This is a genomic window from Mesorhizobium sp. M6A.T.Cr.TU.016.01.1.1, assembly GCF_003952585.1.
Classification (GTDB): domain Bacteria; phylum Pseudomonadota; class Alphaproteobacteria; order Rhizobiales; family Rhizobiaceae; genus Mesorhizobium; species Mesorhizobium mediterraneum.
Genome location: NZ_CP034452.1, coordinates 284349 through 303298 on the forward strand (window position 1 = coordinate 284349; position 18950 = coordinate 303298).

18 protein-coding genes are annotated in these 18950 nt (G+C 60.7%); 5 read left to right on the plus strand and 13 right to left on the minus strand.

The genetic code is table 11. The features are described from left to right. Positions 1-159: 159 nt before the first annotated feature. Positions 160-786: a CDP-alcohol phosphatidyltransferase family protein gene (locus EJ075_RS01305; RefSeq protein ID WP_126103056.1), complete on the minus strand. Its 627-nt coding sequence runs from the start codon at positions 784-786 to the stop codon at positions 160-162. A gap of 348 nt (positions 787-1134) precedes the next feature. On the opposite strand from EJ075_RS01305, the gene EJ075_RS01310 reads away from it, so the two are divergent. After that, a complete protein-coding gene (locus EJ075_RS01310; RefSeq protein ID WP_164547013.1) occupies positions 1135-1608 on the plus strand; it encodes a phosphatidylglycerophosphatase A in 474 nt (157 codons plus the stop codon). Positions 1609-1769: 161 nt separating this feature from the next. On the opposite strand, the gene EJ075_RS01315 is transcribed toward EJ075_RS01310, so the two are convergent. The 7 genes from EJ075_RS01315 to EJ075_RS01345 form a co-directional block, all read right to left on the minus strand. Next, a complete protein-coding gene (locus EJ075_RS01315) occupies positions 1770-2462 on the minus strand; it encodes a class II aldolase/adducin family protein (RefSeq protein WP_126103058.1) in 693 nt (230 codons plus the stop codon). Continuing rightward, complete coding sequence (locus EJ075_RS01320) at positions 2459-3913, minus strand: FGGY family carbohydrate kinase (RefSeq protein ID WP_126103059.1); 1455 nt, start codon at positions 3911-3913, stop codon at positions 2459-2461. The genes EJ075_RS01315 and EJ075_RS01320 overlap by 4 nt, the downstream gene beginning before the upstream one ends. 4 nt (positions 3914-3917) lie before the next feature. Then, the gene (locus tag EJ075_RS01325) at positions 3918-4766 is read right to left on the minus strand and encodes a sugar phosphate isomerase/epimerase (protein WP_126103060.1); all 849 of its coding nucleotides are present in this window, start codon (positions 4764-4766) and stop codon (positions 3918-3920) included. 6 nt (positions 4767-4772) lie between these two features. Then, complete coding sequence (locus EJ075_RS01330) at positions 4773-5768, minus strand: ABC transporter permease (RefSeq protein ID WP_095486360.1); 996 nt, start codon at positions 5766-5768, stop codon at positions 4773-4775. Next, positions 5765-6766: an ABC transporter permease gene (locus EJ075_RS01335; protein WP_126103061.1), complete on the minus strand. Its 1002-nt coding sequence runs from the start codon at positions 6764-6766 to the stop codon at positions 5765-5767. Before EJ075_RS01335 ends, EJ075_RS01330 begins: the two co-directional genes overlap by 4 nt. Continuing rightward, complete coding sequence (locus tag EJ075_RS01340) at positions 6759-8273, minus strand: sugar ABC transporter ATP-binding protein (RefSeq protein ID WP_126103062.1); 1515 nt, start codon at positions 8271-8273, stop codon at positions 6759-6761. Before EJ075_RS01340 ends, EJ075_RS01335 begins: the two co-directional genes overlap by 8 nt. Positions 8274-8357: 84 nt before the next feature. Then, the gene (locus EJ075_RS01345) at positions 8358-9347 is read right to left on the minus strand and encodes an autoinducer 2 ABC transporter substrate-binding protein (RefSeq protein ID WP_126103063.1); all 990 of its coding nucleotides are present in this window, start codon (positions 9345-9347) and stop codon (positions 8358-8360) included. Between the two features lie 210 nt (positions 9348-9557). Here EJ075_RS01345 and EJ075_RS01350 point away from each other — a divergent pair, with 210 nt between their 5' ends. After that, entirely contained in the window at positions 9558-10616 is a 1059-nt protein-coding gene (locus EJ075_RS01350) for a LacI family DNA-binding transcriptional regulator (RefSeq protein WP_126103064.1), read from the plus strand. Positions 10617-10886: 270 nt separating this feature from the next. Here EJ075_RS01350 and EJ075_RS01355 read toward each other — a convergent pair whose 3' ends face one another. After that, a complete protein-coding gene (locus EJ075_RS01355) occupies positions 10887-11531 on the minus strand; it encodes a hypothetical protein (protein ID WP_126103065.1) in 645 nt (214 codons plus the stop codon). Positions 11532-11972: 441 nt separating this feature from the next. On the opposite strand from EJ075_RS01355, the gene EJ075_RS01360 reads away from it, so the two are divergent. Then, entirely contained in the window at positions 11973-12884 is a 912-nt protein-coding gene (locus EJ075_RS01360) for a hypothetical protein (RefSeq protein WP_126103066.1), read from the plus strand. A gap of 83 nt (positions 12885-12967) precedes the next feature. Further along, entirely contained in the window at positions 12968-14458 is a 1491-nt protein-coding gene (locus tag EJ075_RS01365; RefSeq protein WP_126103067.1) for an FAD-dependent oxidoreductase, read from the plus strand. 46 nt (positions 14459-14504) lie between these two features. Here EJ075_RS01365 and EJ075_RS01370 read toward each other — a convergent pair whose 3' ends face one another. The 3 genes from EJ075_RS01370 to EJ075_RS01380 all read right to left on the minus strand — a co-directional run bounded on the left by EJ075_RS01370 (position 14505) and on the right by EJ075_RS01380 (position 16779). Continuing rightward, the gene (locus tag EJ075_RS01370; RefSeq protein ID WP_095486353.1) at positions 14505-14942 is read right to left on the minus strand and encodes a DUF2267 domain-containing protein; all 438 of its coding nucleotides are present in this window, start codon (positions 14940-14942) and stop codon (positions 14505-14507) included. A 160-nt stretch (positions 14943-15102) separates the two neighbouring features. Next, positions 15103-16509: a Do family serine endopeptidase gene (locus EJ075_RS01375; protein ID WP_126103068.1), complete on the minus strand. Its 1407-nt coding sequence runs from the start codon at positions 16507-16509 to the stop codon at positions 15103-15105. A gap of 63 nt (positions 16510-16572) precedes the next feature. Next, positions 16573-16779, minus strand: coding sequence for a sugar phosphorylase (locus EJ075_RS01380; protein ID WP_095486351.1), 207 nt, complete (start codon positions 16777-16779; stop codon positions 16573-16575). 362 nt (positions 16780-17141) lie between these two features. On the opposite strand from EJ075_RS01380, the gene EJ075_RS01385 reads away from it, so the two are divergent. Further along, positions 17142-18068: an NADP-dependent oxidoreductase gene (locus EJ075_RS01385; protein WP_245458076.1), complete on the plus strand. Its 927-nt coding sequence runs from the start codon at positions 17142-17144 to the stop codon at positions 18066-18068. A 106-nt stretch (positions 18069-18174) separates the two neighbouring features. Here the strand turns inward: EJ075_RS01385 and EJ075_RS33425 are convergent, their stop codons facing one another. Then, positions 18175-18942: a YbhB/YbcL family Raf kinase inhibitor-like protein gene (locus EJ075_RS33425; protein WP_245458077.1), complete on the minus strand. Its 768-nt coding sequence runs from the start codon at positions 18940-18942 to the stop codon at positions 18175-18177. Positions 18943-18950: the final 8 nt, after the last annotated feature.

The window sequence follows — 18950 nt, forward strand, 5'->3', positions numbered from 1 at the left end:
TTAACCCGACTGCGCCCGTGCCAGCGCCTCACGTTTTCCACCGGCCAAACCGTTGTCATGACCACCTTTTCTGGGTCAGGGCGCGGGAGCAGGTCGACCGGACGGGTCCCCCCAGGTGAGGCGGCCGTTATCGATGCTTGCGTTATGGATTTCACCGTCTCACGGCTGCTTCGCGTCCGCTCGTTTGAGCATCGCAAATGCGCGATTGGTCCGTTGCAGCGCTGTGGCGTTTGCCAGCAGCGCGTAAAACGCGAACCCGCCCGTGAGAATCCAGGGCGAAGTGGCGCCCATGGCGATCGCGATTCCGTCGGCGACCAATAGCACGCAAATGAACACCAGACGTTCCATCCGTTCGAAGAAATCCGGCCACGCCTGATTTTCTATGGGAATTTCGATCGCCGTCCGCGCCTTGGCGTAGCTGGTGAGGATTCCGCCGGCGAACGCGATCATTGCGATCGCCCACAGATCGGCGACCCAGCCTATTGCCGCAAACACGGCAAGTTCCTGATATCGGTCGGCCATCGCGTCGAAATAGCCACCGGCCTTGGTGCTCATATGTCTCCGACGGGCAACCGCGCCGTCCAGCGCGTCGAAGGTAAACGCCAACGCGAGGCAAAGGCCAAAGGCAAGGGTTGACTGGTGGTACACATAGGCGGCGCACGACAAGGCGACGAGCACCAGCCCGCCTGATGTAACCTGGTTCGGGGTCATGCCGATCCCGATCAGCGGGGAAGCGGCGTGCTCCCATAGCGGGTCGATGCGACGTTTCATGAGACCGGCGATCATGATGACTTGGCTCCTCTGATGATGTCGTTCCGCGAAGCTTAACCGGCAAATTGTGGGTTCGTTCCAGCCCGTCGGCGCCGATCGAGGTGGTCAGCGCGGTCGAAACCGGATCAGGCTCTTCCCCGGCTCAAGTCTTTGGCGAATGCGCCCATGGATTAAGGCAGTCAGAGAACTGTCAAGCCGACGGCGAAAGCTCCGGTCGCTGCGATAACCTCCGATGTTGTTTCGAAGTTTCTGCAATGCCCCTTGTGTCCGCCGTCGCAAATCGACCGGCGGTCTAGCGGCAGTAACCCGAAAGATGTGATTATAATGCCTATTTACAATTCACGGGGAAGCGCCCGAAACTGGATGCGTAAATTTCTGCCTAAGTTCGCTTACCTGCTTGCGACCTCGGCCGGCGCAGGATTATCTCCGTTATGGCCGGGCACGGGCGGCGCGGCAGTTGGAGTGGTTCTTGCCGCGGTGCTAATACCTGCATCGCCTTGGCTGGTCGTGGTTGCCTACATGGCCGTATTCGCCGTGGGAGTATGGGCGTCGTCGCATGTCGTCTCCCATACCGAAACGGAGGATCCGCAGATCGTCGTCATTGACGAGACCTTCGGTACCGCCGCAACACTTTCCATGCTGCCGCTCGACCCGGTCTGGTGGGCAGCAGGTTTCCTTGCTTTCCGGTTTTTCGATGTCGTCAAACCCTGGCCCATCCGCGTCATGCATGACAAGGTAAGGGGTGGTCTCGGCATCATGCTGGACGACGCGGCTGCGGCTGTGTTCGCCGGGGCGTCGCTGCTCTTGCTGAACGATTTGATTCAACGTTTGTCATAAGGGCGACATTTCAGTCTTCACCTGCCACAGTCGAGCTCAAGGCGGCGAATGGGATAAAGCGAGACGATCGGCAGGCGATCCCTCAGCCCTCGCACAGCCGCCGCCAGTCCGCTGCCCACGCGGCTCAGGCATCTCTCCGCTAAAAATCTGCCAAAGCCGTGCTAGACCGCAGCATCGCGCGGCCGCGCCAGATCGTTCGTTCCCTCCGGATCCGGCGCTTGGCCATAGCTCATCTTCTTCATCTGCTCGATCACCCGCGCCATCTCCTCGTCGGAAAGGACAGGCGGCTCGCCAAGGGTAAGCGCCTGGACATACATGCGCGACAGGGTTTCGACCTCGTTCGCCAGCCACAACGCAGCTTCCATGGTCTTGCCGAGCGAAATCTGACCGTGCTGGCCGAGCAGGCAGGCGCGGCGATCCTTGAGTGCAACCAAGGCATTGTCGGACAAGGCCTGCGTGCCAAAGGTTGCGTAGCCCGCGCAGCGAATGGTCGTACCGCCCGCCACTCCTGTCATATAGTGGAAGCTCGGGATCGTCTTATGATGGCAGGCCAGCGTCGTAGCATAGAGCGAGTGGCAATGCAGCACGACGTTGATCTCCTGCCGCTCCCTCAAGATGTCACGGTGGAAGCGCCACTCCGAGGAGGGTCGTCGTCCGACATAGGTGCCATCAAAGCCCATCTCGACGATGTCTTCGGGCGTCATCGTTTCGTAGGGTCGCGATGAGGGCGTGATCAGGAAACCGTCGCTGGAGCGCACCGACAGGTTGCCGGCATTGCCCTGGTTGATACCGCTGGAGTTCATCCGGCGGCAAACATCCACCATCTCGCGGCGCAGAGCGCTGTCATCAGTCATCGGTCAGTCCTTCTGTCTTGTCTCGGAAGAATGTGTCTGTTTGCCAGTTCGCGCCACCGCTGCGCATAGGCCGCGAGCGCCGCACGATCGCCGGCAAAGGCGGCCGGCAGGCTGAGCGCGATCGGAGCCGGCGTGTCACGAGCTTCATGTTCGCCAAGTAATGCCGCACCCGAAGCGGTGCCGTAGGAGTCGAGGTTGTAAACCGTTTCGGCGTTTGGCCGCAGCGCGGCAACCAGCATGGCGTAGAGCGGGTCCCGCAGGAAGGTGCCATCCAATGCAACCAACCCGTTTTCCTTCAGCGCATCGATACATTCCGCTGTCAGCAGCGCGGCATAGAGCACCGCGAGCGCCTTGCGCTCCTCAGGGGTTTCTGCAGGCGGCCCTTCAAACCGGCCGCGCCCAGCGCTGCCGGGAAACAGTCCGTCATCGTCGCCGAACGACGGCAATGCGAAGGTGCCTCGCCCAATCAACGAACTGACCAGCGCGGCGTCGGCCGAATTTCCTTCTTGCCCCTGCCCTGCCACATGACTGAATTCTCGTCCGCCCATGGTCAAAACACCGCCAACCGGGCGTCCTGTCACGTCGCTGTTTAGCACCATTCCGCGATTTTCATCGAGTTGGTCGAGAGGTGTCGCGGCGCACATTCCGACAATCCAGGTTCCGGTGGAGATCACGCAGGCATCGCGCATGCCTGCCGCCTGATAGCGGTAGAGGTTCAGGCTGCTGTCGTGGCCGCCGGTCAGAACAGACAGCTTTTCCGATATGCCGTGCCGGCGCGCTAGATCCTGCCGGATTGGCCCCAACGTCTCCCATGCCGGATGGAATGGTGGCATGAGGCGCTTCCAGCCCTGCCCCGCCACAATGGGCGACCACTCCTTGCGCACGTTGTTCCATAGATGTGATTGCGCCGAAAGAACCGTCGTTTCGGCCGATGGCACGCCTGACAGCCGCCAGGCCCAATATTGGGGCAAGCCCAGATACCAACGAGCTTGAGCGACGCGCTCCGGATCAACCTGCTGCATCCAATACAGCTGGCGCGCCTGGTGGGCGGCCTTCAGCATCATCGAGCTGCCGCGATCGAAGAAATCGCCCGAAAGCGGCGCGTAACCATCGCGAATTGCAGGCGGCAGGTCCTGCTCGTAGTCAATCATCGGCAGGGCGGAAGTGTCGTCGGGATCTGCGTTCACCAGAACCCCCGCGGAGCCATGTCCGGTGCCGACCATTTTTTCCAACGGATGACGACGGCACAAACTGGCGAGCGAGCCGAACAGCCAGTCGCTAATGCCATTGAGATCGTGGTGCCGCCAAGGTGGACCGGGCCGCACTTCGTTGCGGACGCAGAGGCTCTCCGCGAGCATGCCGTCGAATGTCATCGCGGAGAGCTTTATATTGGTCTTGCCGACATCGAGGACGGCGATCCTTGCGCCGTCCACCTTCTGCGCGTCACCCATCGTTTCAGATCAGACCGTATTGGCGAGCCTTGTTGCGCAGGAACGGCAAGCCATTGCCCATCACTTCGGCCTCGTCCTTCGCGACTGGCCGCCAGACTGAGAGACCGTAGGAGACTTCCGGCGGCATGTTGATGAAGCTTTCCATGGCAAGTCCGCCCTTGAAGCCGATCGCCGCCAGCGTCGCGTAGATCTCGTCCCAGGGGCAGTTGCCGGTGCCTGGTGTGCCGCGATCGCTCTCAGACAAGTGGATGTACTTCAGATAGTCGCGTGCGGCCAGAATGCCATTGGCGGCCCCCTTCTCCTCGATGTTCATGTGGTAGGTGTCGAGATGAACAAAGATGTTGTCGGCCCCGACCTTCTCGACCATCCAGACGGCCTGCGCGCCGGTATTGATCAAATGGTTCTCGTAGCGGTTCACCGCCTCGATTCCGAGCTCTATGCCGCGCTTTTTGGCGTGCTTGGCGGCGACGGTCAGCACATTCGCAATATTGTCGTATTCCTTCTCGGTCGGTGGCAGGCCGGTGCGTTCGCCGATACCGCCGAAAATCACGCCGGAAAGCGCCAGCGCGCCCATCTCGGCGGTCTTGTCGATCGCCACTTCGAGATGTTCGATGGCAGCATCCGGCCGCACCGAGGCCCAGGCGCGCTCCGGCAGGCCAAGCGAGCAAACGGCAGGAAGATTGTGCTGTTCGAGCAAGGCGCGCGTATGCGCGGCATCGACCGCCGGCGCGTTCAGAAGCGCGATCTCGATAAAGTCCATCCCGTATTTGACCGAAGCCGCGATCGCCTTCTCAGCGCCGGCCCGATCCCAGTTCATCGTCCACATCGAGGTGTGGACCCCAAAACCATGCATCTCAACTCACCCTCTGTTTGTGTTTAGGAATTTGAGGCGCCCGGCAAGCCAGCGCAGGATCATCACCGTGATCATCAAAATGCCCCAGACTGCCGTCGCAAGATGCTGGTTTGCGCCCATCAGATTGAGCCCTGAGGACAGAAGCTGGAGCACGACCAGCGCAACGAAGACCGGGATCACCCGACCGAAGCCGCCGAACGGATTGACCCCGCCAAGAAAGCAGGCAAGCACGGTGATCAGCAAGTAAGACTCGCCGTGGCCGACACGCACCGAATTGAAGCGCGCCAGCATGATGATACCGGCGACCGCGCACATCGCGCCGGACAGTGTGTAGACGAGAACCTGTACCTTGCGCGTATTGATACCGGAATAGCGCGTGGCTTCGATGTTGGAGCCGATCATGTAGGTGTTGAAGCCTAGCTTCATGCGTGTCAGCAGGATGTGCCAGATCAGCACGCTAGCGATGAAGATGAGCAACGGCACCGGAATGCCAAAAATCGAACTATAGCCGATCCGCGCCAGGAACCCGGGAATGCCGGACACGTCGCCGCCCCGCGTCAGGAATTCGCCGAGACCGCGCAGGAAGATCATCATCGAAAGTGAGACCAGGATCGGGTGAGCCTTGGTGTAGGCGATGACGAGCCCCATGATCAGCCCACTCAGTGCTCCGACCGCGACGGCAAGGACCGAGCCAAGGACAAAGGCGCCGATGCCCGCGTCGACGCCTCCCTGGCTTTGCAGTACCCAAGCCAGCGTCAGGCCGGCCATGTTGGCCGTGAAGGTGATGGCCAGGTTCAGGCCGCCGGTCAGGATCGGCAGCAGCATAGCGAGTGTGAGGAGGCCGAGCTCCGGCAGCTGGAAGGCGACGGATCCAAAGGTGGCGCGGGAAAGGAAGTTCGGCGCGGCAATGCCGAACACGACCATGACCACCGCGAACGCGGCAAGCGGACCTGCCAGTTCGGGGCCAAGCGCATTGCGGGCGCGGTCAATCAAAACCGTCATGAAGGCACCCGTCGGCTTTTCAGGAACGGCAGCAGGCGTTCGATGCTGGTGTTCGACAGGGTGATGGCGGCAAGAATGATGGCGCCGACGATCATCTTGAACGCGAAAGGCGACACACCCATCAAATTGAGTCCGTTCTGGGTGATCGAGACCAACAGAACGCCCAGAATGCAGCCAAGCACGCTGCCTTTGCCGCCGCCGAGCCGCGCACCGCCAAGGACTGCCGCTGCCAGGACGTCGAGTTCGCGCCCATAAAGGGCGTTCGGCACGACTTCCTGCGCGTAATGCGCTTGGACGAGACCGGCGATGCCCGCCATCAGGCCAAGCCAGCCGAAGGCGATAAATTGCATGGCACCGATATTGATGCCGAAGCGGCGCGCGCCCTCCGGATTATCGCCAAATGCGTAGAGCTGGCGACCTGTGGTGGTGCGCGTGATCAACGCCCAGGTAGCGAACACGCATATCGCCATAATGAGCACAGGTAGGGTGATCTCGGCCCAGCTGCCGTCAGCCATCTCTCGCTCGAACAGCACGACGCGGGTGGTGAGCCAGTCTGGCAGATTGTAGATCGACACGCCGCCTGTGAAGAACATCAGCAAGCCGAAGAAAATGTTGAAGGTCGAAATCGTGGCGACGATCGAGATGATCCTGAACCCGTGGATCAAGAAGGCGTTGACGCAGCCCAACGCGACGCCCAAAGCGCCAGCGATGATGAGGCCGACAATCCAATTCCCGCCGCCGACCCAACCGAGGACAGTCGCCGTCAGATATTGCACAACGGAGGCAGCAACCGCGAAGGAGATGTCAATTCCGCCGGCAATCAGCACGACGAGCAGGCCGACAGCGAAGATGATGTTGACCGAGCTGGTGTTGAGAAGGTCAAAGGCGTTGCCGAGGGTGAAGAACCGGTCTGTCGCAAGTGAGAGGAAGACGCAGATGACTGCGATCACGGCGAGCAAAGCCAGTTCCGTTGCGTGGGAGCGGACAAACCTACGCATGGACCGCCTCCTCGATCGCCTGGAGGGTCGTGCAGCCCGGTGCATATTCGCCGACAATGCGCCCCTGAGCCATGTGCAGCACACGGTCCGCATTGAAATAGACTTCAGGGACCTCATCCGAGATCAGGATAATAGCCAGGCCGCTGTCCGCCAGTTTGGAAACGATGTCGAAAATGCCGGCGCGCGCGCCGACATCGACGCCGACTGTCGGTGCGTCGAGGATAAGCAGCTTTGGATCGGTCGCCAGCCATTTTGCAATGGCGACACGTTGCTGATTTCCCCCTGACAGCGTCGAGATCGCGTCGTTCTGGTTTCCGATCTTGACGCCGAGATCCCTTATCCAGCGATTGACCAGAGATCGCTTGCGATCGCTCGAAATCAAACCGCGCGAAAGGATCTTGTCTAGCGACGCGATCACCATGTTATCGGCGATTGCCTGGGGCTGAATGAGACCGAGCGACAGCCGGTCTTCCGAAAGATAGGCGACGCCGGCGGCGATCGCGTCACGGTTGGAACCGAAGCGAACGGGGTTGCCCTCCAGGACGACAGAGCCCGACTTCGGCTTGCGCATGCCAAACAACGTCAGCGCGAGCTCGGTGCGCCCTGCCCCGAGAAGCCCGGTGATGCCGAGCGTCTCGCCGCGCCGGACCGTCAAGGACACATCCTGGAATTCGCCGGGCCGCGACAGCCCCTTGACCTCAAGCATGACCGGGCTCGTGCCTAAATCCCGGTGCAGGACGGAATAGCCGAAGGTCTTGCCCGTCATCAGTTCGGTGATGCGCGATTGGGTCAGGCCTTTGGTTGGATAGACGCCAACGAGCGCGCCGTCGCGCAGCACGGTCACGCGGCTGGAGATTTCAAGAACCTCCGCCAGGCGATGGCTGACGAACACAACGGCGACGCCCGACGCCGACAGATTGCGCACGATATCGAGCAGATAGTCGGTTTCGGATTGAGTGAGCGACGCCGTCGGCTCGTCCATGAAGACGAGCTTCGCCTGGCCGACGAGGGCGCGCGCGATTGCTACGATCTGCCGCTGTGCGATGGGAAAATGGTGTAGTGCGAGATCGACATCGAGGTAAACACCAAGACGTTGCAAGGCGTTGGTCGCGACACGGCGCATTTCGGCATAGTTCACCAGCCGCGGCCAACGGCCGATGACAGTCTGGAACGCGATATTCTCGGCGACAGTCATCTCGGGAAACAGGGCGAGGTCCTGCCAGATGACCTGAATCCCGCCGGCTTGCGCGGTTACCGGCGACATATGGGAGTAGCTCTGGCCGTCATAGTCGATCACGGCGCCCGCCTCGGGCTTGTACACGCCTGTGATGACCTTGATCAGCGTGCTCTTGCCGGAGCCGTTCTCGCCGGCGAGGCAATGCACCTCGCCCGGCAGCACCTCAAAGCTGACATTCTTCAGCGCCTTCACGCCGCCGAACGTCATGTTGACGTTGCGGAGCGACAGCAACGGCCGTGATGCGGCGCCATCGAGTGCCTGATCAGCCATCGAGTTGAACCCTGGATCCAATCGGTTGCAATCCTGCAGCCGGGCGGCTCGAGGCCAGCCCGGCTGCCATAGCCTTGGGAGGCTTTACAGGCCCATCGCCGCGAGATCGTCGACAGTATCCTTGTTGATTGGGACCAGCTGATCGACGATGATGTTACGGTTTTCGAAGTCGGGCTTAACTGTCCCTAGTCCTTCGATCGTATCACCATCCTTGATCTCGTTGCCCTTCATGAGATGGTCGGCCAGCGTGACGAAAACCTCGCCCGCCTGCTTCGGATTCCACATGAAACCGCCGGAGATCGCGTCGTTTTTGATGAGCTTCTGGCCCTGGCCTGGCGAGAATGGCCCGAGCACGAAAATTTCGCCCACCTTCCGGCGCTCTTCGATTGCGCGGCCAGCGCCGATTGGCCCTTGGCTGCCGAAGGCGAGAAAGCCCTTCAAGCCGGGATTGGCGGAGATCAAGTCAAGTGCAGTGCTGCGGCTCTTGTCCACATCCTCGGCGACGCCATAACGTTCGCCGACAAGTTTCATGTCGGGATTGTTCTTCTTCAGATACTCGATTGCCGCATCGGCCCAGGCATTGTGTAGCGGCACCGTCAGCGAGCCGACGAACACTGCATACTCACCCTTGCCGCCCATCTTCTCCGCCAGGAGCTTGGCATGAGCTTCGCCGAAGCCGGTGGCGGACGCGAGTTCGAAGTCCCAGTCGGCGCCCTTCTGGCCAGGCGATTCATGCGTGATGACGATGATGCCGGCGTCCTTCGCCTTCTGCAGCACTGGTTCGAGCACTTTTGCATCATTCGGCACGACACCGATGACTTTGACGCCCTGAGCGATCAGATCCTCGATTGCGCGAACTTGCAGTGCCGGATCAGCGCTGGTCGGGCCGACCATGAATGCGTCGATCCCGAGCTTCTGGCCGCGCTCCTTGATTCCCGCCTCCATAGCGTTGAACCACGGAATGCCGCCGATCTTGACGACGACGCCGACCTTGCCGGCCTGCTGTGCCATCGCAGCGAATGAACCGCCAAGCATAAGGGTCGCGGCAAGCGCCGCGATCATGAGCTTTTTCATCTGTACTCCTCCCATAACGTTCCTAGTGGAAACACACTCGAGCCGTCGAACGACGGCGGCCGTTAGAAACCTCCCCGAAAAGACGGGACACTCCCCCATCGATCATGCAGCGGTTTTCGCTTGCACAATCGATGGTGCAGAAACTATTGTGCATCGAGAAGCTCTCGTCAAGCGGGATGTTGCTCTAAAAAGACGCGCCGGAGGCGCCAGATGGATCAGCGGGTCAAGAAGAAGGCGACGATCTATGATCTGTCCGTGCTATCGGGTAGTTCGCCGTCGACCGTGAGTGCCGTGCTGAACGGCACCTGGCGCAAGCGCCGTATCAAGGAAAGTACGGCGGAAACAATTCTCGGCCTCGCCGAACGCCACCAGTACACCACCAATCTGCAGGCGCGGGGTTTGCGACGCTCGCGATCGGGCCTGGTCGGCCTTATGCTGCCCGTCCACGACAATCGCTACTTCTCCTCCATGGCGCAGACGTTTGAGGGGCATGTGCGTAGCCGCGGTCAATGCCCGGTGGTGGTCAGCGCCAGTCGCGACCCGGAAGAGGAACGGCGGACCGCGGAGACGCTGATCTCTTATTCAATCGACCAACTCTTCATCGTCGGCGCCACCGATCCGGACGGCGTGCATGAGGTCTGCGAACCGGCGGGGCTGAAGCATATCAACATCGACCTGCCGGGAGCGAAGGCGCACTCGGTGATCAGCGACAATTATGAGGGCGCGCGGATGCTGACGGAAGCAATCATCCGCCACTTCGGCAATGACGATCCCCTACGGCCGGACGAGCTGTTTCTGTTTGGCGGCCGCAACGACCACGCCAGCCGCGAACGCATCGCCGCATTCCATGCGACCAAGAAGGCACTGCTGGGCGCCGACCCTGACGACGGTGTGCAGTCCTCCGGGTATTCGCCCGATATAACTTTGCGTGCCTTCGAGGCGTTTTACCAACGCCATGGCAAGCTGCCGCGCGCGCTGTTCGTCAATTCGTCGATCAACATGGAAGGTCTGCTGCGTTTCATGGCAGGCCGTCCGGCGGAGATGTTTAGCGAGCTTGTTGTCGGTTGCTACGACTATGATCCGTTCGGCTCATTCCTGCCCTTCCCGGTAATCATGGTGCGGCAGAATGTTGAGGCGATGATTACGAAGGCGTTCGAGCTTATCGATGAACCAACGACGCCGCCGCAGACATTCCTGATTACGCCAGAGTTGATCCAGCCCAGGTCTGCGCTGAAAGGGCCGCTGGACACGCTCAAGGATATGGCCTGAGTGTGAACGGCGCTACAGGGTGACCCCGCCCGCCCTGAAATTATCGTGCCGGTCGGCATTGAGATCCCTTGCCCAACCACATCTTGCCGCAGAAGACGCAGAATCTGTTCTCCGGAAGTGCCATCGCCCCTTTCTCCTGGCGGCTTCGGCCCACAATGATCCTACATTGGAGCCACGCTCGCCATCTCCCGTGCAAAGCGTTCACGAGAGTGTCGCCGTTCCCAATACGGGAGCACGTGGGCGCCTGAAAAAGGTCTACAGCACCGGGCGCTAGAAGCGATAACGGATTCCAAGAGTGTTCGCATTAGAACCCTCTTTCATATTTCCGAATGTACCGTCGGCGCCGGATCTATGGTGGAGTTGGTAGACGAGTTCGACATTGGGTGCTTGCCTGACTCTGAAAGAAAGCTCCGCACCAACGAAGCCGAGGAATGATGCATCGCCATCGTCGCGGATTTCGCGATTGCGCTCGATCTCGGTGGGGCCCGTAACGGCACTAAATCCAGCCGTCACTGCGGGCGCGATCGCCAGATCACCAATGACAAGGCCCTGATGGCGAAGTCGCGCTCCGGCCCAAAGTTCGCCAGACGTATCATCGTCCTCGCCAAATCTTATGGCCGCGCCGGTGACGCCACCAAGAACAAAACCAGCGCCTATATCGACGAGATCGCGACCATATGCGGCCCCGATTATGTAGTTGTCTGTGTAGTTGGCATCAAAAAGGTCGATCGTATCCCCGAAGGACCCGCGAGCAAAGACGCCACCAAAGACATAAACATCGTTCTTCGTCGGCAGACCGTCTGTGAAAGGATCCTGGGTCGCTAAATAGATAAAGGGAGAGCTGTCATCGGCGCGTCCAGAACTGACTGAAGTGCTCAAGATCACCGCAGCCAGGGCCGCTTGCAGTCCGCGCATAGACAAGCTCCGAATCGATCCCTCAGTCGACCATCCATCCTTCGTGAATTTCACGAGGAAGAACAAGGTGCGAATTGGTTTATCGCCAGAATGCTGAATGCGGGTACGTTCTGGTAGCTCGAACCCTTTGCCAGCCGGCGCGCAACGACAATGGTCGCAGTCAGACGGCCGGTCCGGCGAAACGGGCTTTCTTGAGAAGGGCGGAGCGAACTCGAAACGCCGCCCATCTTCTGTTCTTATTGCGACGGCCAAGGAACCCGCCGCCGACCAGTTCGTTTCGCGATATCTGACGCAGACTAACCGGAGGCAAACATGCTCGACATGCCGCATGCTCGCAATCGCAGCGTCGACGCGCATATAACCCGGCGGGACTTCGCTCGGGCCGGAACATGCCAAGACCGGAGCACCCGTACTTATCCGTTAGAGCTTTAGATCGCGGCTATGCTGCGCGACGTTGACTATGTCTTGCGAAAGCTCGACTGGATGCGCGCCGAAGGCATCTGGCCCAACGGTCTGCGCTACCTTTGGACCGATGCTTTCGGGGTCGTACTCTATGTCTCGCTTTACAAGGAGCTCGGCGAGGAACGTTGGCTGGGTGAGGCCGAGCGACTGGTGGCGGAGGTCGAGCGTGTGCTCGGTCGTCTGCGCGGAGTGAGGATCGGCGAAGCGGCAGATCGCGACGGACAGTATTTCCATTACCTGGCGATGTGGCTGTTTGCCTTGGCGCGTCTCGGTGATCTGAAGCCGCGATACCGCACGCACGGCATCGCGCTGGCGCAGGACATTCATCCGGCCTTCGTGATCCCCGGCCGCGGCGTTATCTGGAAGATGCAGGAGGATTTGAGCAGACCTTATCCCGGCTACGGCCTCGGCAGCATGGACGCCTATGATGGCTACGTCTCCTACCGGATGCTCGACGAAGACGCACTTGCGCCCGAGATCGCGCAGATGCGTGACCTGATGGAGCGCGACTGGCGCACCCTCGACATCGAACAGGATCTCGGCCTCGGCATGATGCTGTGGCTCGCGCACTTCTTTCCTACCGAGCCATGGGCTGAGGCGCAGACGAAACGTTCGCTGGCAACGTTGGAAACGATGTGGGTCGACCCGCCGGGTTGTTTCAGCCGCGCGCCGTGGCTGCGCGATACGAAGTTCGCCTTCACCAATTACGGCGTGTCGCTGGGCCTTCAAGCCGCCGGCGTCTGGCCGGAGCGTGTCGAGAGGCTGAACCCTTTCTTCGAGAACTGGCGCTCCGGCGACGAATACGATCGCGAGGCGATCACCTGGGTGATGGCTTGCACCTCGCATCTTCCCGGTGCGTTTGTAGCTTCCGGACGGCCAAGGACCGATTGAAGACGGTAAATCCCGGGAACGTTCTCGCGCCGGCGCGGGTTGTCGATGACAAGTGCATCGAAAACGCAAAGGATGCAGGTGAAATGGCCATTCTTTCGGGAAAACCGGGAAGCTGTTGGGTGGCTGCCGCCACCGCTACAAACTATCCCCCGCTCGATGGCTCGATCCATGCGGAGGTGGTTATCGTGGGCGCTGGGATTGTCGGGCTGACGACGGCGCTTCGCCTTTGCGAGGCCGGTCGGTCGGTAATCGTCGTCGAAGGCTTGCGGACAGGCGGCCAGGTGACCGGCCGCTCGACGGCCAAGATCACGACGCAGCACGCGCTGATCTATCGCCATCTCATCGACACATTCGGCCGGGACATGGCGCAAGCCTATGCCGATGCGAATTCCGCCGGCGCCGTCCAGATCCGGGAATGGGTTCGCAACTATGCCATCGCCTGCGATCTCGAGACCAAGGACGCCTATACCTACACCTGCGACACAAGCCGGGGCGCGGAGATCGCAGCCGAGGCAGAGGCCGCGCGCCAGGTTGGGCTGGACGCCGATGTTCTCGAGCGCGCGCCGCTGCCTTTCGAAACGGCCGCCGCTTTGCGTTTTTCCGACCAGGCGCAGTTCAATCCGGCGGCGTATCTGGTTGGCCTGGCTCAGGCGGTGACGGCCCGTGGCGGACGGATTTTCGAAAACAGCCGCGCGATCTCGATTGGCGAGGCAAGCCGCTGGCGCGTCGTCACCGACGGCGGCACCGTTCACGCCGAATATGTGGTCGTCGCCACCAACATGACAGTGAAGAGCCCCATCGGCATGGCGAACCGGACCCAGCCGCGCTGCCACACTGCCATGGCGTTTCGGGTCGATGACCCTCTTGCTGTCGACGGCATGTTCATCGGCATCGACGATCCGACGCACTCCATCCGCACGGGCCGCGATGCCGAAGGCCCGCTGCTGGTCACGCTCGGCCCCAAGTTCGATACAGGCCAGGACGGCGACGTCGCGAAACGGTTTGTCGAGCTGGAGCAATGGGCAAGAATTAGTCTTCCAGTTGGAGACATTGCGTGGCGCTGGTGCAACGAGGACTATGACACGGCCGACAGAGTTCCGTATGCCGGCGAGCCCGATCCGGACAAAGCCTCCGGTTTTCATATCGCCACGGGATTCAACGCCTGGGGCATCACCAACGGAACGGCCGCAGGCACGATGATTGCGGATTTGATCTGCGCTCGGCCGAGCCCATGGCAAAAACTCTACGATCCGGCGCGGTCTTATCCTGAGGACTTTCACAAGAATGGCCGCAGCCAATCCATTGTCTCAAGCGTCGACGACATAGCGCCGGGCATGGGCGGTGTGATCGTCAGGAGTGACGAAAAGATCGCGGCGTGGAGAGACGCTGAAGGGGTGCTCCATCCCGTTTCCGCGGCATGCACCCACAAGGGCTGCACCGTGACCTGGAACAACGCTGACAACACCTGGGACTGTCCTTGCCATGGCTCGATCTTCGCTGCCGACGGTTCGGTCATCCACGGCCCGGCTCGAAAACCGCTATCCCCGGCCGCGCTGTGGAAAGGCGACGACTGACACGGCCCGGCGTCACGGCCGGGATCGTCGAGATTCCCGAGTCATCTCACGCCGCTTGCTGCGCTTCCGCGACGCGCCTGATTTCTGCTGGCAAGGATTCCCAAACCTTGATCATCTGCCCCTCTCCCACGTGGTGAGCGAGAACCTTGGATACGACCTTGAATGCATCCTTGGAATCGACCGGTCGGGTGAACTCCAGCTCCGCCTTGATTTTGGCTAGAAACTCATCGAGCGATCGCAACTTCTCTGGCGTCTTGGAGGGCTGATATTGGTCATAATAGGCACCGCGCACGAGGATCGGCAGCTGCGAACCGAGATGGGCAGCAAGATCCGGCTGCATGCGATCCCGCAGGGCGTGGAGCACCGCCCCAAGAACGTGCCATGCGATCTGCCGATCCGGTCCGATCTCGGCCATGATCTCGTCAAGCCAGATGTTTGTGGTCTGCAGCGTCTTGTCGAATACGTCGAGTCCGGTGGCGCTCATCGAAGCCTCCTTTTTCTGCCAACTGTTCGAACAACTCATTGGACGAAACGACCTTGGTCGGCTGTTGTTCCCGTTGCCAAGCGTAAAGACCCTGGCCCGCAAAAGCGTGTGATCCGTCCGGCCAAGCTTACGCTCATGCGTTCCTATCAAGATTTGCCCGTCAAGATTTGGCCATAGCCACGGCAACGAAAAGCGTTTGCCCTTGCCTGTTGATGCGGAACAAGATGGGCTTGTTCTGTTGACGGGATTTCGTCCACTGCGCTTCGATGTCGGACGGCTGGCTTACGTTCTGATTGTTGGCCGAAACGATCACGTCGCCCGCGCGGAGGCCGCTTTGGTCGGCGAGGCTGTTCGGCGCCACTTCTTGCACGAACAGCCCGGTGGTGCCCGGCGGGAGTCCGAGTTGCTGGCGCGCCTCATCGGGGATGGGACTGAGCGACAGCCCGAGACGTTGGTCCGCCGCTTCCGGTCCGGGAATGGCGCCGGTCTGTTGCTCTTCATCGTCACGCTGACCGATGGTCAGAGCTATTTCCTGCTGGCTGCCCCCGCGGTTTCTTGTGAGCGTCGTCCTTGTCCCCGGCTTTTGGCTCGCAGCCGCGAGCGTCAGGTCGTGAACGCTCTGGATGTCCTTGCCGTTAAAGCGCGTTATCACGTCTCCCGCCTGTATGCCTGCCTTCTCCGCCGGACTGCCGGACTCGACCGAGGCGACGAGCGTTCCCTTGCTGCCCGGTATTCCAAGCGCCTCGGCAATCGAGGGCGTGATCTCCTGGAGACGCACTCCGATGAAACCGCGCTCGATCCGACCAGTGCGGATCAACTGGTCGACGATCCTCTGCGCGGTCCGGGATGGCACGGCGAAACCAATGCCTATGCTACCGCCCGAAGGCGAGACGATGGCTGTATTGACTCCGATCACTTCGCCGCGTGCATTGAACAAGGGACCGCCGGAATTGCCCTGATTGACGGAGGCATCCGTCTGGAGAAAGTCGTCATAGGGTCCAGCCTGAATGTCGCGCGAACGGGCTGAAAGCACGCCGACGGTAACGGTCCCACCAAGCCCGAACGGACTGCCGATCGCGATCGTCCAGGCGCCGGGCTGTACTGCATCGGAGTCACCCCAGGCGGTCGTTGTCATATTGGGCCGCGGATCGACCTTCAGCACCGCGATGTCGGTCGCCGGATCCCGGCCGACGAGCCGCGCAGGCGAAATCTGCTTGTCGGAGAATACGACATGGATTTCGTTTGCATCGGCAACGACATGGTTGTTCGTGACGATGTACCCCTCAGGGCTGATCACAAAGCCGGAACCAAGGGCCTCTCGCACCTGTGGTTGCGCCGGTTCGAGGCCGGGACTACGGAAAGGACTAAAAAAATCGTCCAGCATCGTCTGGCCCTGGATAATCTGTTTGGTCGTTATGGCGACCACGGCCGGAATTTTCTCGCGCACGATCGCCGTGAAGTCGTTCGGGATTTCCTGGGCTGCGAGCGGAGCAAGGCCGCCGGCCGGGAATACCAGAATTGCGGCAATCAGGCCGGCGCAGAGTCTTTTGTTCAACACCGGAAACATGGTCTGCGACTCCTTCGGCGTTCAGCGATCAAGCATATGACCGTTCCAGCATGCGCAAGCCGTTCACCAGCGGATTACGACGACCTTGTCGTTCCCATTGGTGAGTTCGACAGCTTCGGTGCCGTCCGGCTTGCGGCTTTCGATCCGGGCGCTTTCTACTGTTTCTATGCCAGCAATGTTGGCCGCAAAGGCCTCGTCAATCTCGGCAGTACAGACCAGGGTATCCGGTGGCAGATCCTTCACTTGGTCCATCAATTCGCGAAGCTTCATGGCGAGCCTCCCTGGGACAGCTACAGGCCCGGATTCTTTCGGCCGCCATTCCAACCATGTCCCTCCAGAAAAGTTCCCAGACGAGATTGCGGGATGTCACAGAATGATCTCTGCGCCAGGCCTCTCGTAGAGCGCCAGAGAACGGTCTTTGAATGCCACGATCGACCTCGGAAGTTCATTGGAACTTCCGGCCCGCAATCCGGTTAGGTGGGCAAGGATTTGAAGCGGATTGAGTGGAAGATGATGTCCTCAGTACTTGGTGAAAATCCGCGCTCGACTGCCAGGATCGCAGGCTATCCCATTCACCCGATGCTCGTCCTTTTTCCGGACCTGCGCTGGACCCCGAAACGAGGAGGAAACCCATGGCGACCATGAAAGCAGTTCGTATTCATACTTTTGGCGGGCCAGAGGTCCTTTCGCTGGACGAGGTTCCCTTGCCTCAGCCCCGTGACGACGAGGTCACGCTCAAGGTCTGCGCAGCAAGCGTCAATCCGATCGACTCCAAGACCCGCGAAGGATCGGCGGGCGGGGATCTGCCCGTTACGCTCGGCCGCGACGTGTCCGGCGTGGTGGAACTGTGCGGCACGCGGGCTCATACGTTGAAGAAGGGCGATCCGATGTTTGCCATGCTTGGTCATGGCCGGGGCGGCAATGCCGAATACGTCGTCGTCAAGGCGACGGAGGCGGCAGCAAAACCGGAACGTCTTAGCCACGCGCAAGCCGCCGCCGTGCCGCTTGCCGGCATTACAGCGTGGCAGGGCCTTTTCGACCATGGCGACCTCAAATCCGGGCAGCGGGTTCTCATCCATGGCGGCGCCGGCGGTGTCGGCCATCTGGCGATCCAGTTTGCCAAGGCTGCGGGCGCGTTTGTCGCGACGACCGTTGCTGCCGAGGATTTCGATTTCGTCCGCAAGCTTGGCGCCGACCAGGCCGTCGACTACAAGAACCAGCGCTTCGAGGACGAGGTCGAGGACATCGATATGGTTTTCGATCTGGTCGCGGGCGACACACAGGATCGCTCCTGGAACGTGCTGAAGCCCGGTGGGATACTTGTTTCCACCGTTTCTGAGCCCTCGGCCGAACAGGCACGCCTGCATCAGGCGCGTGGCGTTTCCTATCTGGCTGAGCCAAACGCGGCGCAGCTTGCGAGGATCAGCCGCCTCATCGACGCCGGCAAGGTAACTCCGTTCGTGCAGGCAACTTATCCTTTGGAGGAGATCGCCAAGGCCGAGGAACGGCTGGAGAGGGAACATACGCGCGGCAAGATCGTGGTTGAGGTGGCCGCCTGAGCCCGGAATGCTCAAGTTCAAAGTGAACCAGTTCTGCTGGCAAGCCATTCGGGAGGTGATCGGTGCGTGGCCGACAGGCAGCCCGCCTGCAGGACTTGGCGCTGATTCATCCGTAAGTGCCGATTAATTCCGCCTCACCCAGCATGTTTTCACGGGCAGCCTGCCACACGACCAGGGCATCGGGTTCCGGGCCGATGGGAAGGTTGGCAATGCCAAGGGCGGCGAGCCTGAAGCGGTAGGTGTGTGGTTTATAACCCGGATGCAGGTCGGGTCCATCATAGTGAAGATTGCCGAAATCATTGAAGCCATGAGGCAGGTCCTCGGTTCGCGCTTTGGAACTGCGCCCTTCGGCCAAATGACGCCGGTCGCCGCCGATGTCGTAGACGACCCAATGCCGGGACGCCTGTGACGGTGCATCCGTATCTTCCATGACGAGCACGTAGCTCCGAGTGCCCGGCGGCGGATCGCTCCATTCCAGAAACGGGGAGAGATTGTCGCCGCGCCGGGCATGACGATCTGGAATAGGCTGGCCGTTCTGAAAGGCGGGACTGGTCAAAGTGAACGCCATCATTCTCCTCCTTGCTCGGCTAGACTCGTCGAAATAGACGCTTTGGCGCGCGCCCGTCGCGGCCTTCTCTCCATCAGACGACCCCAACAACCACAACCGGCTATGGATCGTATCGGCGCGGGCCGTGCTCACTTGAAATTGGCGCCCCGATTGCTCCTCAATGTGCTCGCCGAAAAAAGAACCGCGCCCGGGCGAGCATGAGGTCTTCACCCGGCTGCTTTGAAGCAGTGCGTTGGCTCCACCATCCATGGCGTTGCCGGCGATGCCGCCGGCAGTTGGCGGCCAGTCGCTAACGAGAACGAGCAAGACTTTTC

What these genes read in the sequence shown, in the direction of transcription:
- EJ075_RS01330 (WP_095486360.1), bottom strand. Translation starts at nt 5,768, where the DNA reads ATGACGGTTTTGATTGACCGCGCCCGCAATGCGCTTGGCCCCGAACTG.
- EJ075_RS01375 (WP_126103068.1), bottom strand. Translation starts at nt 16,509, where the DNA reads ATGTTTCCGGTGTTGAACAAAAGACTCTGCGCCGGCCTGATTGCCGCA.
- EJ075_RS01355 (WP_126103065.1), bottom strand. Translation starts at nt 11,531, where the DNA reads ATGCGCGGACTGCAAGCGGCCCTGGCTGCGGTGATCTTGAGCACTTCA.
- EJ075_RS01380 (WP_095486351.1), bottom strand. Translation starts at nt 16,779, where the DNA reads ATGAAGCTTCGCGAATTGATGGACCAAGTGAAGGATCTGCCACCGGAT.
- EJ075_RS01345 (WP_126103063.1), bottom strand. Translation starts at nt 9,347, where the DNA reads ATGAAAAAGCTCATGATCGCGGCGCTTGCCGCGACCCTTATGCTTGGC.
- EJ075_RS01325 (WP_126103060.1), bottom strand. Translation starts at nt 4,766, where the DNA reads ATGCATGGTTTTGGGGTCCACACCTCGATGTGGACGATGAACTGGGAT.
- EJ075_RS01315 (WP_126103058.1), bottom strand. Translation starts at nt 2,462, where the DNA reads ATGACTGATGACAGCGCTCTGCGCCGCGAGATGGTGGATGTTTGCCGC.
- EJ075_RS01350 (WP_126103064.1), top strand. Translation starts at nt 9,558, where the DNA reads ATGGATCAGCGGGTCAAGAAGAAGGCGACGATCTATGATCTGTCCGTG.
- EJ075_RS01370 (WP_095486353.1), bottom strand. Translation starts at nt 14,942, where the DNA reads ATGAGCGCCACCGGACTCGACGTATTCGACAAGACGCTGCAGACCACA.
- EJ075_RS01340 (WP_126103062.1), bottom strand. Translation starts at nt 8,273, where the DNA reads ATGGCTGATCAGGCACTCGATGGCGCCGCATCACGGCCGTTGCTGTCG.
- EJ075_RS01305 (WP_126103056.1), bottom strand. Translation starts at nt 786, where the DNA reads ATGATCGCCGGTCTCATGAAACGTCGCATCGACCCGCTATGGGAGCAC.
- EJ075_RS01320 (WP_126103059.1), bottom strand. Translation starts at nt 3,913, where the DNA reads ATGGGTGACGCGCAGAAGGTGGACGGCGCAAGGATCGCCGTCCTCGAT.
- EJ075_RS01310 (WP_164547013.1), top strand. Translation starts at nt 1,135, where the DNA reads ATGCGTAAATTTCTGCCTAAGTTCGCTTACCTGCTTGCGACCTCGGCC.
- EJ075_RS01385 (WP_245458076.1), top strand. Translation starts at nt 17,142, where the DNA reads ATGGCGACCATGAAAGCAGTTCGTATTCATACTTTTGGCGGGCCAGAG.
- EJ075_RS01365 (WP_126103067.1), top strand. Translation starts at nt 12,968, where the DNA reads ATGGCCATTCTTTCGGGAAAACCGGGAAGCTGTTGGGTGGCTGCCGCC.
- EJ075_RS01360 (WP_126103066.1), top strand. Translation starts at nt 11,973, where the DNA reads ATGCTGCGCGACGTTGACTATGTCTTGCGAAAGCTCGACTGGATGCGC.
- EJ075_RS01335 (WP_126103061.1), bottom strand. Translation starts at nt 6,766, where the DNA reads ATGCGTAGGTTTGTCCGCTCCCACGCAACGGAACTGGCTTTGCTCGCC.